Here is a 16666-nt window from a genome sequence, read left to right on the forward strand (position 1 = left end):
GTTTCAGTCGCGCCGCCAGTGCACGTCCACGTAATACTCTTCGCCTTCGTAGCGGATCTTCAATTCGCCATCGTAGGCGGCTTCCAGCGCGTGGCCGATGCGCTGCGCCAGATGCAGGCCGGTGGTGGTCACGCGCAATCCATCGGGTTCGTCGCTGATGGCCATCAGGCGCTCGAGGGGATGTTCGCTCTTCTCTTTTTCCTCGGTGTTGCGGATCAGCCCGCAGAGCTCGTCGGCGTGCGTCTTGACGAAGGCGCCGAGCAGACTGATGGTGCCGGCCGGGACGTTCTCGGCAATGCGTTGGCAGGCCGGGCACAGCGCTTCCTGCGCGTTGGCGGCGTCGACCAGGCCGTGCCAGGTCCAACGCCCGGCCTGGTAGGCGGCGCCGCATTGCGGGCAGACGGTGTCGCCGCGCTGGTGCCAGGCCTTGAGATAGGGGTCATGGTGTTCGGGTTGCAGAAGCTTGTCGCGCGTATTGTCCATGGCGAAGGCCTCGATGATTGGGAGGGTGCCTTTGCAGCGTAGATCAGCCCGGCGCGCTCGTCCGCTGTCCATGGGTGGCGATTGCCGGTTGCGATGATTTGTCGCGCCCAGCCGGTGGCGCCGGTATGGATGCCCGACCGGGCAAGCATCAGCTGTGGCTGGGCGTGCGCCGACAGGGCTCGCTCAACAGGGCTGCGACACCTCGCGTGGCGTCAGCTGTTCCAGGCGCAGCGGCGCCAGTGCGCGCCGGCGCACGGCCATCCAGTCTTCCAGCGCCGACAGCGAACGTGGCGGCGAGAGCAGGTAGCCCTGGAACAGGTCGCAGCCGGCCTCGAGCAGGGCCGACTGCTTTTCCATGTTGTCCACGCCCTCGGCGTTCACCCGTTTGCCCTGCGCATGGCAGAAGGCGATGAGCGCCGCGAGGCTCTGCTGCATGTCCGGGCGGGTGAGGCTGTCGACGATCACCATGTCCAGCTTGATGGTGTCCGCCGGGTACTGCAGCAGCTGCTGGAACGAGGTGTAGCCGACGCCGAAGTCGTCGATCGCCACGCGGAAACCCGCCTGGCGCATGCCCTTGACCACCGCCATGGTGTCCTTGCTCAGCTCGGCGGCATAGGTTTCGGTCAGCTCGATTTCAATCCTGCCCGGCTCGATGCCGTGGTGGGCGGCGCGCTCGACCAGATAGCGGCAGATGCGATCGTCCACCAGCTGGGCCGAGGACACGTTGATCGCCAGAATGACACCCTCGCCGAACAGGCGGACCAGCTCGGGGTACTCGGCCAGTGCATGGTCGATCACCCAGCTGTCGATCTTCGGGAACAGCCCGGCACGCTCGGCGATGGGGATGAACTCCGCTGGCGAGACGGTGCCGAGGATCGGCGAATGCCAGCGCAGCAGCACTTCGCAGCTGACCACCGCACCTTCGCGGTCGAGCGCCGGCATATAGACCAGGCGCAGCTGGTTGTCGCCGTCGAGCGCGCGCAGCTGCTCTTCGATCAGGCGGATGCGCTCGTTGCGTTGTGCGAGTTCGCCACTGAAGGCCACCACCGCGTTCTTGCCTTCGGCCTTGGCCTGATACATCGCGGTATCGGCACGGGTCAGCAGCTGGGTGATGGAATCCGCGTCGTCCGGGTAGCGGGCGGTGCCGATGCTCAGTCCCACCGGGTAGAGCCGATCCTCGAGGCGGAAGCCGCCACGACACAGCCCCAGCAGTGCCTCGCACAGCTCTTCCAGATCTGCAGCGCCGGGCTCGGTCAGCAGCAGGATGGCGAACTCGTCGCCTGACAGGCGGGCCAGGGCCGTTTCCGTCTGCGGATGGCGCAGCCGGTGCGCCTCCAGCACGCCCTGGGCGCGCTGGGCAAAAATCCGCAGCAGCGTGTCGCCGGCATCGTGGCCGTGCTGATCGTTGACCTGCTTGAAGTTGTCCAGGTCGATGAACAGCAGCGCCAGACGCTTGTCGCTGTGCAGGCAGCGTTCGTACATGGCGTTGGCGAGCATGCCGAAATGCGCGCGATTGCTGGTCTGGGTCAGGCTGTCGGTCCAGGAGATCTCCTGGATACGGCGCAGCGCGGCGGTGTTGTGATCGTGCAGCGTCTTCATGTTCAGCGTCAGGCGGCCAATTTCGCCGCCGACGGTGGGTTCGTCGAGTGCGGCGCGCTTGCACAGCAGCAGGTCGGTGAGCTGGTCGTCGAGCTGGCTGATGGGGGCGGTGACGTAGCGGCGGATCAACAGCAGCAACAGGCCGATGGAAACCACGCACACCAGCGCGCCACCGGCGAGGAATGCCAGGCGCAGCGTTTGCAGACGCTCGGCGAGGTATTCCGGGGCCGGGGTGAGGCGTGCATACAGCGAGCGCGACAGCAGCACGTCGGCGGACAGCTCCGGCTGGATCGGAGCCAGTTCGGCGGCAATCTCCAGCTGCGCGCGGTATTCGTGTTCAAGTGCCTGTTTCAGCGCGATGAAGGCCTCCGGACGCACCGCCAGCTGCAGGGCGAAGGCTTCGCCACGCTGGCTGGGCAATGGCCGGCTGCCGGATGCGGGCAGGATGAAATCGGTCTGCAGCAGAAGCGGGCCGCCCTCGGCCTGCTCGACGTAGACCATTGCGGCGGGCTCCAGCCCCTGCTTTGCCTGCCGAACCACCTGCTGCTGGATCACGTTCATGCTGGCGAACGGCGACAGGCTGCTTTCGAAGTAGTAGGCCGGCTCGCCGTCCGGCTGAACGATGGCGACCGAGGCGAAGGACAGCTTGGCGGTCGACAGCGAGCGGATGGCCTGCTGGATGCTCAGCCCGAGGGTGTCGTTGCGAAAGGCGGTATCCGCCTCGCGCAGGAATGCCAGCAGCGCCTCGCTTTCCATGATCGAGTAGAGCACGCTGCGGTTGAAGGCCTCGTAGTCCAGATAGGCCGATTTCAGCGCGGACAGCTGCTGCGCCAGGCGGGCCTGTTCCAGATCCAGCAGTGCGGACCGCTGGGTCAGGTAGGCGGCGGTCGCGGCAACCAGCTGGATGATCAGAATGACCGGAAAGATCACCAGCAGGGCGCGCTTACCGAGCGTCATGGGCGTTTATCAGCGCGCTGATGATGCGTCGCCGCGTCTGCGTGGCCTGCAGCGGGCGCGGTTCGTAGACCTGGCTGCGCTCGAGCACCGGCTCCGGTGGGTAGATGCTCGGGTCCTGGCGTACCTCTGCCGGCAGCAGCGCCCGTGCTGCGGCATTGGGGGTCGCCACACCCAGCTCGGCGGCGTTCAGCGCGGCGATTTCCGGTCGCAGGAGAAACTCCAGGAAGCGATACGCCAGGGCCTTGTTCGGGGTGCTGGTCGGCACCGATAGGCAGTCCACCCACAGCAGCGTGCCTTCTTCCGGTACCACGTAGCGCCAGGGTTCGCCGTCGATGCCCTCGACCTCGTTGAGGACCTGCTGGTCACCGCTGTAGGCCAGGGCCATGTCCGCCTGGTCCAGATAGCGCTGGCTGCGCAGGGAAGTGATCACGTATTCGTAGGTGAGCACGGCCGGCGCCTGGGCCATGAGCAGCTCGAACGCGGCCTTCAGCTCGTCGTTGTCCGCGGTGTTGATCGAGCGTTGCTGGAGGATCAGCGGGCTGGCAAGGATGTCCTCGTGGTCTTCCATCATGATGATGTGTGGCTCGTTCGCCCGAGCCGGCTGCAGCAGGTCTGCCCAGGAGCGGGGCGTGCGTTCGACGCGGTCACTGCGGTAGGCGATGCCGAGCGTGCCCCAGAGATACGGCACGCTGTGCGGGCCGCAACTGTCACGCCAGCGTTGCGGGATGTGGCGCAGCCCTGGCAGCGTGGCCTGGTCCAGCGGTTGCAGCAGCCCGCGCGCGCCGAAACGGGAGGAACTGATCAGCTCGGTCAGGGCGACATCGACCTGGTGGTCGGTCTTGGCCAGCACTTCATCGCGCTTGTCGCCACTGTCGAAGTAGATCTGCCGGATTTCCACGCCGGTCTCGGCCTGCCAGCGCTCGATCACCGCCTCGCCAAGGAATTCCTCCCAGGTCAGCAGCGTCAGGCTCTGTGCCGCCTGCAGCGAGGTGGAGGGAAACAGCAGGCTCACGGCCATCAGCAGCACGCTGCGTGCGCACCAGGCAACCCGGGGTTTCTTGTTGTTCGGCATGGGGATCCTTCCGCTGGCAGAGGTCGCGCCGCCGGAGCGGCACGGCGCAATAATGGCACTTTAATGGCGCCAGACATGTGACGGCAATGCCTTTCGTGCCCGCACCGATCAGTGGCGACCGCGTTGTTTGTCGCAGCGGCCCACGGACCTCCCATTCTTGAGCCAGACTCCATTGCAATCGGCAGCGTAGCGAGGAACCGGCCATGACCCTGAAGATCCCTTTCCCTGATCGAATATATGCAGGCGAGGCATTGGCCGAGCGGCTCGCGCAGGAGGACGGCTGGACCGATGCCCTGGTGCTGGCGCTGCCGCGCGGCGGTGTGCCGGTGGCCTTCGAAGTGGCGCAGCGCCTCGGCCTGGAGCTGGACATCCTGGTCGTGCGCAAGCTCGGCACGCCGGGCAATCGCGAGCTGGCCATGGGCGCCATTGCCAGTGGCGGTGTGCGGGTGATGAACGAGGACATCGTGCGCTACGTGCACGTCTCCAAGGCCGAGATCGACGGCACCATCGCCCAGGAGAGCCACGAGCTGCAGCGCCGCGAACAGGCCTATCGCGGCGACCGTCCGCGCCCAGCAGTCGCGGGACGCGCGGTGATCCTGGTGGACGACGGGTTGGCCACCGGCGCCACCATGCGCGCCGCGGTGAAGGCGGTGCGCCAGCTGGAGCCGGCGAGCATCACCGTGGCGGTGCCGGTGGCGGCGCCGGAGAGCGTCGCGCAGCTGGAGCCGCTGGCCGACCGTGTCGTCTGTCTGCACATGCCCCACGACCTCTACGCCATCGGCCGCTGGTATCGGAATTTCGACCAGACCCCGGATCAGCTGGTGGTCGATCTGCTGCAGCGCGCCTGGAGCAGAGGAGGGCAGCCGGCATGAGCCAGCCTTCATCGACACCGATGCGCTTCACCCTCGGCAAGGCCCGCCTGCACGGCGACGTCTGTCTGCCGCCGCATGCCGCCGGGCTGGTGGTGTTCGTCCACGGCAGCGGCAGCAGCCGGCACAGCCCACGCAACCAGAGCGTGGCGCGGCGCTTCAACGAGTTGGGCCTGGGCACCTTGCTGTTCGACCTGCTGACCAAGCACGAACAACCCATCGACGAGATCACCCGCCAGCTGCGCTTCGACATTCCGCTGCTCAGCCAGCGCCTGACTGGCGTGGTCGACCAGTTGAGCAGCGATGCGCAGTTGCGCGAACTGCGCATCGGCCTGTTTGGCGCCAGCACCGGTGCCGCCGCGGCGCTTACCACCGCGGCGTCACGCCCGGCGGACATCGCGGCGGTGGTCTCGCGCGGCGGCCGTGTCGATCTGGCCGAGCCGTCGCTGGCACGAGTCCACGCCGCTTCGCTGTTCATCGTCGGCAGCCGCGATCTGGAGGTGCTGGAACTCAACCGCGCCGCCGCGGCACGTTTGCAATGCGAACATCAACTGGTGGTGGTGCCCGGTGCCAGCCACCTGTTCGAGGAGCACGGCACGCTGGAAGAGGTTGCCCAGCTGGCCGGCGACTGGTTCGTGCGCTATCTGCGCTGAGCGCGGCGCCTGCAGACCGCGAGAAACATGCGGTGCAGCACGCTGCTGGCACGTCGATTGGCGAGGATCGACGGCGGCCGCGATGATAGGGCGCTCGACAACAAGGAGGTTTCATGAGTATCCACAATCCTTACGCACCACCGGCTGCCACGCTGGCCGCCGATGAGACGCACCGGATCGATGCATTGCCCGTTTCCGACGCCTGGAAACGGCGTTTCATTGCCATTGCCCAGGCTGGAGGGCCACGCCTGCCAGCATTCAAGAGTCTGCCTGCCGCCGAGCGGCGCAAAGCCATGGCGTTCAACATCCTCGCCTTTTTGTTCGGGCCGCTGTACTACCTGGCCAAGGGCATGTGGCGTCGGGCGGTTAGCTATACGTTGCTGGCACTGATCGCGGCCAGCCTGATCATCATGGGGCTTGATGCGTTGGGCTATGGCGAGTTCGCGCGCTTCCTTTCCTATGGTGTCGCTGGCGTGTTCGCCATGCGTGCCAATCTCGATTTCTACAAGAGTCAGGTACTGGGCGACAACGGCTGGCTGTAGCTTCGCCGTCGCGACACCAGGTCGGCGGGCGAGGGCCGCAGCGCCGCTACGCCGACCAAATTGACGGTTAGCGGTTGTAACACCAGAAGCGGCAGCTGACTCAGCACCTAGTGCCCTGGCCGACCAGCATCACCGCGATTGCACGCACCCGGGGTTCCCGGCATGCGGTATGCCAGCGGCATCGCTGTCCTTCAATGCCCTCATGGGTGCTCGTCGTACCGGGCGTTCAGCCTGCGGTATCGGGGCCAGGCACCGTGCCTGTTCTGGTCGTCCCGTCGGTCTCGCGGCGAAGCGCCAAGCCGAGCGGCAATTTGCTGATACAACGCATTTCGCCGCGGAATATGGACAGCGGCGAACTCTTGGCCTCGACTTGTTACAAAGATCGGAATGCCAAGGAGAATGGGATGAGCCACGCCGCACTGCGTCGCGGAGCTGCCGACGCGCTCTTCTGGTTGCTGATCTACGCCGCGCTCTGGGCCCTGTTCGCCGCCGGGCAGGGTTGGTTGCTGGGTGCGCCCACGGTGGCGCTGGCGGTCGCCCTGAGCCTCTGGCTTGGGTTGCGGCCGCTGACTATCCGGCTGGCTGCGCTGCCGGCGTTTATCGGGCTGTTTCTCAAGCACATGTTGCTGGGTGGCTGGGACGTGGCCCTTCGTGCCCTGCGACCCAGCTGCCCACTGCAGCCGGCGTGGCATCCCTACGCCTTCAGCAGCCGTTCGCCGCGGGTGCGCCTGCTGCTGTCGGCGATGGTTGGCCTGCTGCCCGGCACACTGGCTTCACGCATCGAGGGCGAACGGATGTGGGTGCACGTGCTGGACGAGCGCCAGCCCTGGCAGGCCGCCGTCGATGAGCTGGAACAGCGCCTCGATCAGCTGCTCGCTGCAGGGGATGCGTCGTGATGGCGGTCTTCGCGGCGCTCCTGCTGCTGACCTTGTTGGTCGGGCTTTGGCGCGTGCTGCTCGGACCCGGCCGGGTCGACAGGTTGCTCGCCGTGCAGCTGTTCGGCACCACTGGCACCGCGCTGTTGCTGGTGCTGGCGCAGTGGCAGGGCGCTCCGGCGCTGCGCGATGCGGCGCTGGTGCTGGCACTGCTGGCGGCGATCGTCAGCGCCGCGCTGGTGCAACTGTTGCGGCGTTGTCGCCATGAATGAGCTGCTGAGTGTCTTCAGCTGGCTGCTCTTGGCCGGCGGCCTGATGTTCTTCTTTGCCGGCAGCGTCGGCCTGCTGCGCTTTCCCGATACCCTGAGTCGGCTGCATGCGCTGACCAAGGCCGATACCCTCGGCCTCGGCCTGGTGGTCGCCGGGCTCGCGCTGCGTGCGACCAGTCTGCTGGAAGTGGCGCAGATGCTGCTGATCTGGCTGCTGGTGCTGGCCTCCGGCGCCACCGCCTGCCAGTTGCTGGCGCGCCAGGCCGGCGAGGAGGGCGAGGATGACTGACTGGCTGCTCGACGCAGTGCTCGGCCTGTTGTTGCTCGGCCTGGCCGGCGGCGCGCTGCATGTGCGCCAGCTGTATGCCGGCGTGCTGCTGTTCATCGCCTTCGGGCTGGTGCTGGCGTTGGTCTGGGCGCGGCTGGGAGCCGCCGACCTGGCGCTGGCCGAAGCCGCGATCGGTGCCGGGCTGACCGGTGTGCTGCTGTTCGCCGCGCTGGCGCGCCAGCCGCGGGCCGGCAGCGAGCCGCAGCTGTCGCGCCGCCGGCGTCTGGCCGCGGTGGCGGTGTTGCTGCCGCTGCTGCTCATGGTGTTGCCGCAGCTGGCGCCGCTGGCCGAATTGCAGCCGAGCGTGCCGACGCAGATCGATGCCGAGCTGGCGCAGAGCGGCGTCGAGCATCCGGTGACGGCGGTGCTGCTGAACTTCCGTGCCTGGGACACCTTGCTGGAACTGGCAGTGCTGCTACTGGCGTTGCTTGGCGCGCGCCAGCTCGGCACGCTGCAGCCGCAGCTGAGCGAGCCCTGGCCATTGTTGCGCGCCTGGGGCCGCACCCTCGCGCCGCTGCTGGTGCTCGCCGGTGGCTATGTGCTCTGGCGCGGTGCGGCCTCGCCGGGTGGCGCATTCCAGGCTGGCGCGCTGCTGGCTTCCGGCATCGTCCTGCTGCGCCTGGCGGGTGCGCTGCCGGCGCTGTACTGGAGTTTCTGGCCGCTGCGCCTGCTGGTGCTGATCGGGCTGCTGCTGTTCGTCGGCGTGGCCGCCGCCTGCGCCTGGTTCGGTGATGGCTGGCTGCACTACCCGGTCGGCTGGGCCAAGCCGCTGATCGTCTTCATCGAGGCCGCGGCGACGCTGTCCATCGCCGCCAGCCTGAGCCTGCTGGTGATCGGCGACGATCCGGAGCCGCAGTCATGAGCGCCACGCTGTTCTGGATCGCCATCGGTTTCGCCCTCTGGCTGCTCGGTCTGCACGGCCTGCTGACGCTGCGTCATGCACTGCGGAGGATCATCGCCATCAACCTGATGGGCAGTGGTGTGTTCCTGGTGATGATCGCCCTGGCGGCGCGTGACGACCCGAGCGATCCGCTGCTGGTTGCGCTGGTGGTCACCGGGCTGGTGGTCGCCGTCAGTGCCACCGCGCTGGCGCTGCGCCTGAGCAGCGCGCTGGCGTCGGAGGCCAAGCGATGAGCGCCGCGCTGGTCAGCCTGCTGCTGCCCCTGGCCGGCGCGTTGCTGCTGATCCTGCTGCGCCCGGCACGCGGCGGCCGCTGGGTGATCGCGCTGAGCCTCGGCGCGCTCCTGGCGGCGATCATGGCGCTGCAGGTGGTGCTCGACCATGGCGAACGCAGCCTGTTCATCGGCGGCTGGGAGGCGGGGCTGGCGATTCGTTTTCGCCTGACGCCCCTGGCCGCGCTACTGCTGGTATTCACCGCCGGGCTGCACCTGCTGGTGGCGCTGTATGCCGCGCGCATCACCCATGCCACCGGCAAGGCGGACTACTGGCCATTGTCCTGCCTGCTGCACGCGGCACTGGCGGCGCTGTGGCTGTCGGCCGATCTGTTCAACCTCTACGTGACCCTGGAACTGCTCAGCCTGGTGGCCGTGGCGCTGGTGTCGCTGGCCGGGCGCAAGGCGTGGAAACCGGCGCTGAACTACTTGCTGCTGTCGCTGGCCGGCTCGCTGGCCTACCTGCTTGGCGTGGCGCTGATCTACGGGCGCTACGGGCTGCTCGATCTGGCCCTGCTGGCGCGCTTGACCGAAGCCGACGGCGCGACCCATCTGGCGCTGCTGCTGATGAGCGTTGGGCTGATGCTCAAGGCCGCACTCTGGCCGCTGCACCTGTGGTTGCCGCCAGCCCACGCCGCGGCGCCGACCGCGGTCAGCGCGCTGCTCTCGGCGCTGGTGGTCAAGGGCCCGCTGTACATCCTCTGGCTGATCTGGAGCGAGATCGCGCCGGCACCCTTCAGTCACGATGCCGGCCTGCTGTTCGGCAGTGCGGGCGTGCTGGCGCTGGTTGCTGGCGGCTGGTCGGCACTGCGCGCGCCACGGCTGAAGACCCTGGTGGCCTACTCGACGGTCGCCCAGCTGGGTTATGCGCTGCTGGCGCTCGGCTTGCTGCTGCACCTCGACGAGCCGCGTCTGCATGCGGCGCTGTGGCTGTTCGTGCTGGCCCATGGGCTGGCCAAGGTGTCGATGTTTCTCGCCGCCGGCGAGTTGCAGACCATCCTCGGCAGCAAGCGGGTCAACGGCATGAAGGGCGCCAGCCAGAACGTGCCGATCGCCCTGGCCGCCTTCGCCGTGGCCGGCGGCAGTCTGGTCGGGCTGCCACCCAGCGGCGGCTTCCTGGCCAAGTGGCTGCTGCTGCAGCCACTGTTCGAGCGGCCGCAGCACTGGCCCTGGGCGCTGGGCGTGCTGTTCGGCACGCTGATGTCGGCCGCCTACGTGTTCCGCGTCGTCGCCCATGGCTTCGACCGCGCCCGGCCGAACCCGCCGAGCATTCATGCCGATCGCCTGGCGCAGTGGCTGGCCCTGCTGCCGGCGCTGCTGGTCTGGGGGCTGGCGCTGATCAGCGAGCCGCTGCTGCTCTGGCTCGGAGGGCTCGGGCGATGAGCTGGCGTGAGCTGTTGCCGCTGGGCATCGTGCTCAGTTCGCTGCTGCCGGGCCTCGTGATCTTCGCGCTGCGCGAGGAACAGCAGCGCCTGCGGGTGAGCCTCAACCTGCTCGGCGTGACGCTCAAGCTGGTGCTGGTCGCGAGCATGCTCTACGGCGTCAGCCAGGGCAGCGAGTACCGTTTCAGCGTGCCGCTGCTGCCGGGCGCGCCGCTGGTGCTGCAGGCCGATGCGCTGTCGCTGCTGTTCGTCGCGCTGTCTTCGCTGCTATGGGCGGTGACCACCGTCTACGCCATCGGCTATCTGGAAAACTCGCCGCTGCGCTCGCGCTTCTTCGGCTACTTCAGCCTGTGTGTCAGCGCCACCGTCGGCCTGGCCTTGGCCGGCAACCTGGTCAGCTTCCTGCTGTTCTACGAGCTGCTGACCCTCGCCACCTTCCCATTGGTGGTGCATCGCGGCACGCCGGAGTCGCTGGCCGCCGGGCGCATTTATCTGGCCTACACGGTCGCTGGCGGCAGCCTTGTACTGATGGGTGTGGCGCTGCTGCACAGCATCGCCGGTACGCCGGATTTCCAGGCCGCCGGCTACCTGCTGGAACAGGTCGAGGAGCACGACCTGACGCTGCGCGTGGCCTTCGCCCTGCTGATCTTCGGCCTCGGCGTGAAGGCCGCGCTTATCCCGCTGCATGGCTGGCTACCGCAGGCGATGGTCGCGCCGGCGCCGGTCAGCGCGCTGTTGCATGCGGTGGCGGTGGTGAAGGCGGGCGCCTTCGGCATCGTGCGGGTGGTCTACGACGTGTTCGGCGCCGAGGCGCTGCTGCGCCTGGACCTCACCACGCCGCTGCTCTGGCTGGCGGCCGCGACCATTCTCTACGGCTCGCTGCGTGCCATGCAGCAGCAGGAACTGAAGAAGCGCCTGGCCTACTCGACCATCAGTCAGGTGTCCTACGTCACGCTGGGGGTGGCGCTGCTCGGGCCGATCGCCGCGGTGGGCGGCCTGGTGCACCTGGTGCATCAGGGGCTGATGAAGGTCACGCTGTTCTACTGCGCGGGCAACTTCGCCGAGACCCTGGGCATTCATCGCATCCGCGAGATGGATGGCGTCGGCCGGCGCATGCCCTGGACCATGACGGCGTTCTCGGTGGGCGCGCTGGGCATGATCGGCATACCGCCGATCGCCGGCTTCATCAGCAAATGGACGCTGGGGCTCGGCGCACTGCAGGTCGGACAGGACTGGGTGCTGCTGGTGTTGCTCGGCTCCGCGTTGCTCAACGCCGCCTACTTCCTGCCGCTGCTCTGGCGCGGCTGGTTCGCCGAGCCCGCCGACTGGCACCAGAACCGCTGGGCCGACGAGTGCTTCGAGACCCACTGGATGCTGCTGCTTCCGCCATTGCTCACCGCGTTGCTGTCGCTGCTGGTCGGGTTGCTGGCGGCGACGGCGCTCAGCCCGCTGGGCTGGAGCCAGCTGATCGTCGAGCGGGAGTTCGCCATATGAACGCCTGGCTCTGGCTGCTGGTGCCCTTCGCCCCGCTGCTCGGCGGCGCGTTGCTGCCCTGGCTGCGCGAACGCTGCCTGCCCTGGCTCTGGCTGAGTTGTCTGCCGGCGCTGCTGGCGACGCTGCAACCACCGCCGTCACTGGAGCTCCCCTGGCTCTGGGAAGGCGTGCGCTGGGGCGCCGACGATGCGCTGACTCGCGCCTGGCTGGGCTTTTCCGCCGTGCTCTGGGGCTGCGCCGCGGTTTTCGCCAGCAGCAGCCTGGCCCATGGGGTGGGACGGCTGCGCTTCTGGGCCTTCTGGCAGCTGGCACTGGCCGGCAACCTGCTGCTGATCATTGCCACCGATGCGCTGAGCTTCTATCTCGGCTTCAGTGCCATGAGCCTGGCTGCCTACGGGCTGATCGTGCACCACGGCGGACCGGGGCCACGGCGCGCCGGGCGTCTGTATCTGCAACTGGCGATCGGCGGCGAAATGCTGCTGCTTGCCGGGCTGCTGCTGCGCAGCCACGGCGCCGCGCTGGCCTTCGACTTCGCCAGCTGGCAGGCGCAGCCGATCGACCACCTGACCCTGGCCCTGCTGGTGCTCGGGCTCGGGCTGAAGGCCGGTTTCTGGCCGCTGCACGTCTGGCTGCCGCTGGCCCATCCCGAGGCGCCGGCACCGGCCAGCGCGGTGCTCTCCGGGGCGATGCTCAAGGCCGGCATCCTCGGCGTCTGGCGCTGTGTGCCGGCGGCCGATCCAACGCTGACGGCCTGGAGCACGCCGTTACTCGTGGTCGGCCTGTTCGGCGCGTTCTATGCCGCTGCGCTGGGACTGCGCGCCGCTAAGTCCAAGGCGGTGCTGGCCTGGTCATCGGTGAGCCAGATGGGCTGGCTGCTGATGATCCTGGCGCTGGCCTGGCGCGCGGAGGCGCCGTCCCCCGCGCTGCTCACGCTGCTGGTGCTGTTTGGCGTGCATCACGGGCTGGCCAAGGGGGCGCTGTTTCTCGCCGCTGGGATGGTTCACGAGGGGCGCCTGCCACGCCTCGGTTGGTTATTGCTGGTCCTGCCGGCGCTGGCGATCATGGGGGCGCCGCTCACCTGTGGTGCAGCGGTGAAGTACCTGCTCAAGGAAGCCTGGCACGACAGCGCCTTCGCCGCCTGGGCGCCTTGGCTGACGCTGGCCAGCTTCGCCACCGCACTGCTGCTCTGGCGCGCACTCTGGCTGATGTGGCGCGACCAGCAGCACGTCAGCACGCGCGCGCCGCTGGGGCAGTGGCTGCCCTGGGCACTGCTCAGCCTGGTCACGGTGGCGCTGCCGTGGTTGTGGCCGGCGCTGCGCGATCCGCTGCTGGCAGGCTTGTATCCGGCGGGTTTGTGGGCGGCGCTATGGCCGTTGCTGCTGGCGTTGGGTCTCACCGGGTGGGCGCTGTTTCGGCGCTGGCAGGTGCCGTCCAGCCTTGCGCGTTTGCCCAACCCCGCACTCTGCGCATCGTCATACCTGACGCGTCTCCTGCGCCAGCCACCGCTGCCCGAACCCGGCGTGCGGCTCGATCGTGGGCGCTGGCGCAGGCGGGAGCGACGCTGGAACCGGCTATGGGAGCGCGGCGCCCTGGCGATCAGTGCCTGGCTGCTGGTGCTGCTGCTCTGGTTGGGCTGGCTGTGGTGATCAGGGCAGCGCCTTTTCGGCGAACGGCCGGGTCTCCAGGCCGAGCTGGGCGCGGAAGCTTTCCATGTCGAACATGGTGCAGATCTCCTGCACCTGCTGCGTCGGGGTGATGGTCCAGAAGGCCATGGCGGAGATGCTCAGCACCTTGTCGCTGGGCGGATAGCCGAACGCCGGCTGCGCGATGGTGCCGATCAGCGTGCTCCAGGTCACCACCCGGTTGCCTTCGGCGAGACATTCCTCGACCACCACTTCCAGCTCCGGCATGGCCTGGCGGATCTGCCGGACCATGTCGAGAAATTCGACACTGCCCAGCGGGCGACCGATAAAGGAGCTCTTGTAGAGGAAATCCTTGCTGTGCAGATGCTCGGCGAGCGCCAGGTGCCCGCGGTTCCAAGTCAGGTCGATGTGCTGACGGACGAGTTTCTTGCGGTCATCCAGTGACATGCGCCCTCCATTGGGCTGCAGATAGCTCGGCAGCGAACTCTAGCAGCGGTCGGGGCCGTGCGGGAGTGCCGTTCGGTCAGTCGGCCTGCAGCCGGATGCGAAAAGCCGCGCCACCGAGCGCCGACTCGCCCAGGCTGAGTTCGCCGCCGTAGCTGTCGAGGATGTCCTTGACCACCGCCAGGCCGATGCCCTGGCCGGAATGCTGGGCGTCGAGGCGTTCGCCACGGCGGATGATGCGCGCGCGCTGGTCCACCGGCACGCCGGGGCCGTCGTCCTCGATGCCGAGCAGCAGGTCGCCGTCATGCGTGCGTGCGCTGATGCGGATCTGCCGGAGACAGAGCCGGTAGGCGTTCTCCAGCAAATTGCCGAGCAGCTCCATCAGCGCGCCTTGTTCGATCGGCACCTGGCATGGCTCGGCGAGCTGCATGTCGACCTGCACGTGTTTGTCGCGGTAGACCTTGTCCAGCGTGCTGCACAGGCTGTCGAGCAATGGCCTGAGCTCGACCCGGTGGCGCACCAGGCCGCTCTTGCCGAGGCTGGCGCGCTGCAGCTGATAGCCGATCTGCTGACTCATGCGTTCGATCTGCGCCTGCATCACCTGGGCCTGTTCGCGGCTCTGCGTCTGCGCGGCGAGGGTCTCGCCGACACCCTGCAGCACGCTGAGCGGCGTCTTCAGGCTGTGCGCCAGGTCGCCCAGGGAGTTGCGGTACTGCTCGCGCTGTCGCCGTTCGCTGTCCAGCAGGCGGTTCAGCGAGCGGGTCAGGCGCAGCAGTTCGCGCGGGTGGTCGTCGCTCAGGCGCTCGCGCTGCCCGGCCTCGACCTGGTCGAGCTCGGCGCTGACCCGCTTGAGGGTGCGAAAGCCCCAGGTCAGGCCGAGCCAGAGCAGGGCCAGCAGCACCAGCAGGCCACTGCCCAGCCACAGGTAGAGCTGCCGGCGAAACTCCTCGAACAGGCTGAGATATTCGCTGGTCGGCTGCATGGTGACGAAGCTGAACGCATTGTCGCGGCTGCCGGCCAGGTGCAGCTCGACGTCGTAGGCGAAGTATTCCGTTCCGGCTTCGTCGCGCACGCGCAGGAACTCGGTGGTGCCGCCCTCATAGCGCGGGCGGTAGTCGATGCGCTCGTCGGCGGCCGAGCGGGAACGCCAGACCAGCTCGCCGCGGCGGTCGTAGATGAAACCGAGCAATCGCGCATCCGGCAGGTTGAACTCCTCGTCCGGCAGCCGCTCGGGCATCTGCAGCCGGTTCTCCTCGACCTGGGCGGCGGTGATCAGCGTATTGGCATCGGCCGCCAGGCGCTGCTCGATGACCCGCTCGAAGGTCAGGCTGAAAGCGCCCTGCAAAACCGGCAGCAGGACCAGCATGAACAGCGCGGCCAGGCTTGCGGCGCCGAGCATCAGACGCAGACGCAGCGACATCGCACCGCCCAGACGGGTTCGTATGCGCGCCTGCAGCCGGCGCCGGCGTCGACTCATCGACAGCGCTCGGTGAACAGATAGCCGAGGCCGCGCACGGTTTCGATTGGCTTCATCGCACACTGCGCTTCGAGCTTGCGCCGCAGCCGTCCGACCAGCACTTCGATCACGTTCGGGTCGCGCTCCTCGTCGCCGCTGTAGAGCTGCTCCATCAGCCGTTCCTTGGCCACCACCTGCTGCTGGTGGCGCATCAGGTATTCGAGGATGCGGTATTCATAGGCGGTCAGCGCCAGCGGCTCGCCGTTGGCCGTGGCCTGTTTGCGGTTTAGGTCGAGCAGCAGCGGGCCGGCTTCGATGGTGGCCTGGGTGAAACCGCTGGAGCGGCGCAGCAGCGCGTTCAGCCGGGCTTCCAGTTCCTCGAACTGGAACGGCTTGACCACATAGTCGTCGGCGCCGGCGGCCAGGCCCTCGACCTTGTCCTGCCAGTTGCCGCGGGCGGTGAGGATCAGGATGGGAAAGGTCTTGCCACGGCTGCGCAGCTGGTGGATCAGGTCCAGCCCGCTGATACCCGGCAGGCCGAGATCGATGACGGCCAGATCGTGGTTGAATTCGTGGGTCTGATACAGCGCTTCTTCGGCGTCCGGCACGGCATCGACGATATGCCCGCTTTCACCGAGCCGCGTCTGCAAGTGGTGGCGCAGCAGCGCCTCGTCTTCCACCACCAGCACCTTCATGTCTTGTGCTCCCTGTGCAAACGGCCGGGCAATGCCCGGCCGTCGTTCAACGTTCTGTCAGCGTAAACGCCATCAGAAGTGATAGTTCAGACCCAGATAGGCCTGCTTGCTGCTGTGCAGGTCGATCGAGCCCAGCTTGCCGACGCCTCGCTCGGAGACTTCGGTTCCGGCGTTGCTGCGCAGGTAGCGGTAACCGGCCTCCACCGAGGTGTTGTCGCCGAGCTTCTGCAGGATACCGGCCTGCAGGCCGACCAGGTAGCCGATGTCGCTGTCGCGGCTGTAGCCCCTGGACTCGTTCTCCAGCTTGGTCAGGCCGGCGCTGGCACCGCCAAACAGGCGGGTGGTGTCGCCCAGCGGGACGAACAGGTCGTAGCTGCCGATAAGGTTCTGCTGGCGCAGCTTGAAGGTGCTGCCGTAATCGTCCGAGACGTTCTCGTAGGTCATGTAGTAGCGGCCTTCGTCGGTCATCTGACCGGCGCGAACACCCCAGGTGCCGCTGTTCCTGATGGTGTCATCGAAGCGGTTCTCGCCGCCCATGTTCTGCTTCAAGGCGCTGGAACGATCGGTGTTGACGGTGGTTTTACCCCAGGTGAGACCGGCGAAGTTCTCCGCGGCATGGGCGCCGAAGCTGAAGATGCCAAGGGATGTGGCCAGGGCGAGGGTGCTGAGTTTGTTCATCGGTGACTCCGTTTCAGGCAGTGGGAAACTGACGGCCCCTAGCCTGAACGGATGT

At 67.6% G+C, this 16666-nt stretch carries 18 protein-coding genes; 11 read left to right on the plus strand and 7 right to left on the minus strand.

What is annotated here, in order from left to right:
- Nucleotides 1-3: 3 nt before the first annotated feature.
- The 3 genes from OUY36_RS02295 to OUY36_RS02305 form a co-directional block, all read right to left on the minus strand.
- Nucleotides 4-483: a BCAM0308 family protein gene (locus OUY36_RS02295; protein WP_208217315.1), complete on the minus strand. Its 480-nt coding sequence runs from the start codon at nt 481-483 to the stop codon at nt 4-6.
- A 183-nt stretch (nt 484-666) separates the two neighbouring features.
- Entirely contained in the window at nt 667-3039 is a 2373-nt protein-coding gene (locus tag OUY36_RS02300) for a putative bifunctional diguanylate cyclase/phosphodiesterase (RefSeq protein WP_267936576.1), read from the minus strand.
- Nucleotides 3026-4111 carry an ABC transporter substrate-binding protein gene (locus OUY36_RS02305; RefSeq protein WP_267936577.1) on the minus strand — a complete coding sequence of 362 codons (1086 nt, stop codon included), beginning with the start codon at nt 4109-4111 and terminating at the stop codon, nt 3026-3028. The genes OUY36_RS02300 and OUY36_RS02305 overlap by 14 nt, the downstream gene beginning before the upstream one ends.
- 203 nt (nt 4112-4314) lie before the next feature.
- Here OUY36_RS02305 and OUY36_RS02310 point away from each other — a divergent pair, with 203 nt between their 5' ends.
- The 11 genes from OUY36_RS02310 (at nt 4315) to OUY36_RS02360 (ending at nt 13341) form a co-directional block, all read left to right on the plus strand.
- Complete coding sequence (locus OUY36_RS02310) at nt 4315-4983, plus strand: phosphoribosyltransferase (protein WP_267936578.1); 669 nt, start codon at nt 4315-4317, stop codon at nt 4981-4983.
- A complete protein-coding gene (locus OUY36_RS02315; protein WP_267936579.1) occupies nt 4980-5633 on the plus strand; it encodes a dienelactone hydrolase family protein in 654 nt (217 codons plus the stop codon). Before OUY36_RS02310 ends, OUY36_RS02315 begins: the two co-directional genes overlap by 4 nt.
- A gap of 113 nt (nt 5634-5746) precedes the next feature.
- Nucleotides 5747-6175 carry a DUF2628 domain-containing protein gene (locus tag OUY36_RS02320; protein WP_267936581.1) on the plus strand — a complete coding sequence of 143 codons (429 nt, stop codon included), beginning with the start codon at nt 5747-5749 and terminating at the stop codon, nt 6173-6175.
- Nucleotides 6176-6579: 404 nt separating this feature from the next.
- Entirely contained in the window at nt 6580-7071 is a 492-nt protein-coding gene (locus OUY36_RS02325) for a Na+/H+ antiporter subunit E (RefSeq protein ID WP_208217320.1), read from the plus strand.
- A complete protein-coding gene (locus OUY36_RS02330) occupies nt 7071-7322 on the plus strand; it encodes a monovalent cation/H+ antiporter complex subunit F (RefSeq protein WP_267936582.1) in 252 nt (83 codons plus the stop codon). The genes OUY36_RS02325 and OUY36_RS02330 overlap by 1 nt, the downstream gene beginning before the upstream one ends.
- A complete protein-coding gene (locus OUY36_RS02335) occupies nt 7315-7608 on the plus strand; it encodes a cation:proton antiporter (protein ID WP_267936583.1) in 294 nt (97 codons plus the stop codon). The genes OUY36_RS02330 and OUY36_RS02335 overlap by 8 nt, the downstream gene beginning before the upstream one ends.
- Complete coding sequence (locus OUY36_RS02340) at nt 7601-8509, plus strand: Na(+)/H(+) antiporter subunit B (protein WP_267936584.1); 909 nt, start codon at nt 7601-7603, stop codon at nt 8507-8509. The genes OUY36_RS02335 and OUY36_RS02340 overlap by 8 nt, the downstream gene beginning before the upstream one ends.
- Nucleotides 8506-8781, plus strand: coding sequence for an NADH-quinone oxidoreductase subunit K (locus OUY36_RS02345; RefSeq protein WP_267936585.1), 276 nt, complete (start codon nt 8506-8508; stop codon nt 8779-8781). The genes OUY36_RS02340 and OUY36_RS02345 overlap by 4 nt, the downstream gene beginning before the upstream one ends.
- Entirely contained in the window at nt 8778-10202 is a 1425-nt protein-coding gene (locus OUY36_RS02350) for a complex I subunit 5 family protein (protein WP_267936586.1), read from the plus strand. Before OUY36_RS02345 ends, OUY36_RS02350 begins: the two co-directional genes overlap by 4 nt.
- Nucleotides 10199-11695, plus strand: coding sequence for a complex I subunit 5 family protein (locus OUY36_RS02355; RefSeq protein ID WP_267936587.1), 1497 nt, complete (start codon nt 10199-10201; stop codon nt 11693-11695). The genes OUY36_RS02350 and OUY36_RS02355 overlap by 4 nt, the downstream gene beginning before the upstream one ends.
- Nucleotides 11692-13341 (plus strand): complex I subunit 5 family protein, encoded by a 1650-nt coding sequence (locus OUY36_RS02360; protein WP_267936588.1) that lies wholly within the window; start codon nt 11692-11694, stop codon nt 13339-13341. Before OUY36_RS02355 ends, OUY36_RS02360 begins: the two co-directional genes overlap by 4 nt.
- On the opposite strand, the gene OUY36_RS02365 is transcribed toward OUY36_RS02360, so the two are convergent.
- The 4 genes from OUY36_RS02365 to OUY36_RS02380 form a co-directional block, all read right to left on the minus strand.
- The gene (locus OUY36_RS02365; RefSeq protein WP_266285179.1) at nt 13342-13785 is read right to left on the minus strand and encodes a ketosteroid isomerase-related protein; all 444 of its coding nucleotides are present in this window, start codon (nt 13783-13785) and stop codon (nt 13342-13344) included.
- Between the two features lie 76 nt (nt 13786-13861).
- Entirely contained in the window at nt 13862-15259 is a 1398-nt protein-coding gene (locus OUY36_RS02370) for an ATP-binding protein (RefSeq protein WP_267936590.1), read from the minus strand.
- Entirely contained in the window at nt 15256-15933 is a 678-nt protein-coding gene (locus OUY36_RS02375) for a response regulator (protein ID WP_102839471.1), read from the minus strand. Before OUY36_RS02375 ends, OUY36_RS02370 begins: the two co-directional genes overlap by 4 nt.
- 72 nt (nt 15934-16005) lie before the next feature.
- Nucleotides 16006-16611 carry an outer membrane beta-barrel protein gene (locus OUY36_RS02380; RefSeq protein ID WP_125868694.1) on the minus strand — a complete coding sequence of 202 codons (606 nt, stop codon included), beginning with the start codon at nt 16609-16611 and terminating at the stop codon, nt 16006-16008.
- Between the last annotated feature and the right edge of the window lie 55 nt (nt 16612-16666).

Source organism: Stutzerimonas sp. R40042, from assembly GCF_026642215.1.
Lineage (GTDB): Bacteria > Pseudomonadota > Gammaproteobacteria > Pseudomonadales > Pseudomonadaceae > Stutzerimonas > Stutzerimonas frequens.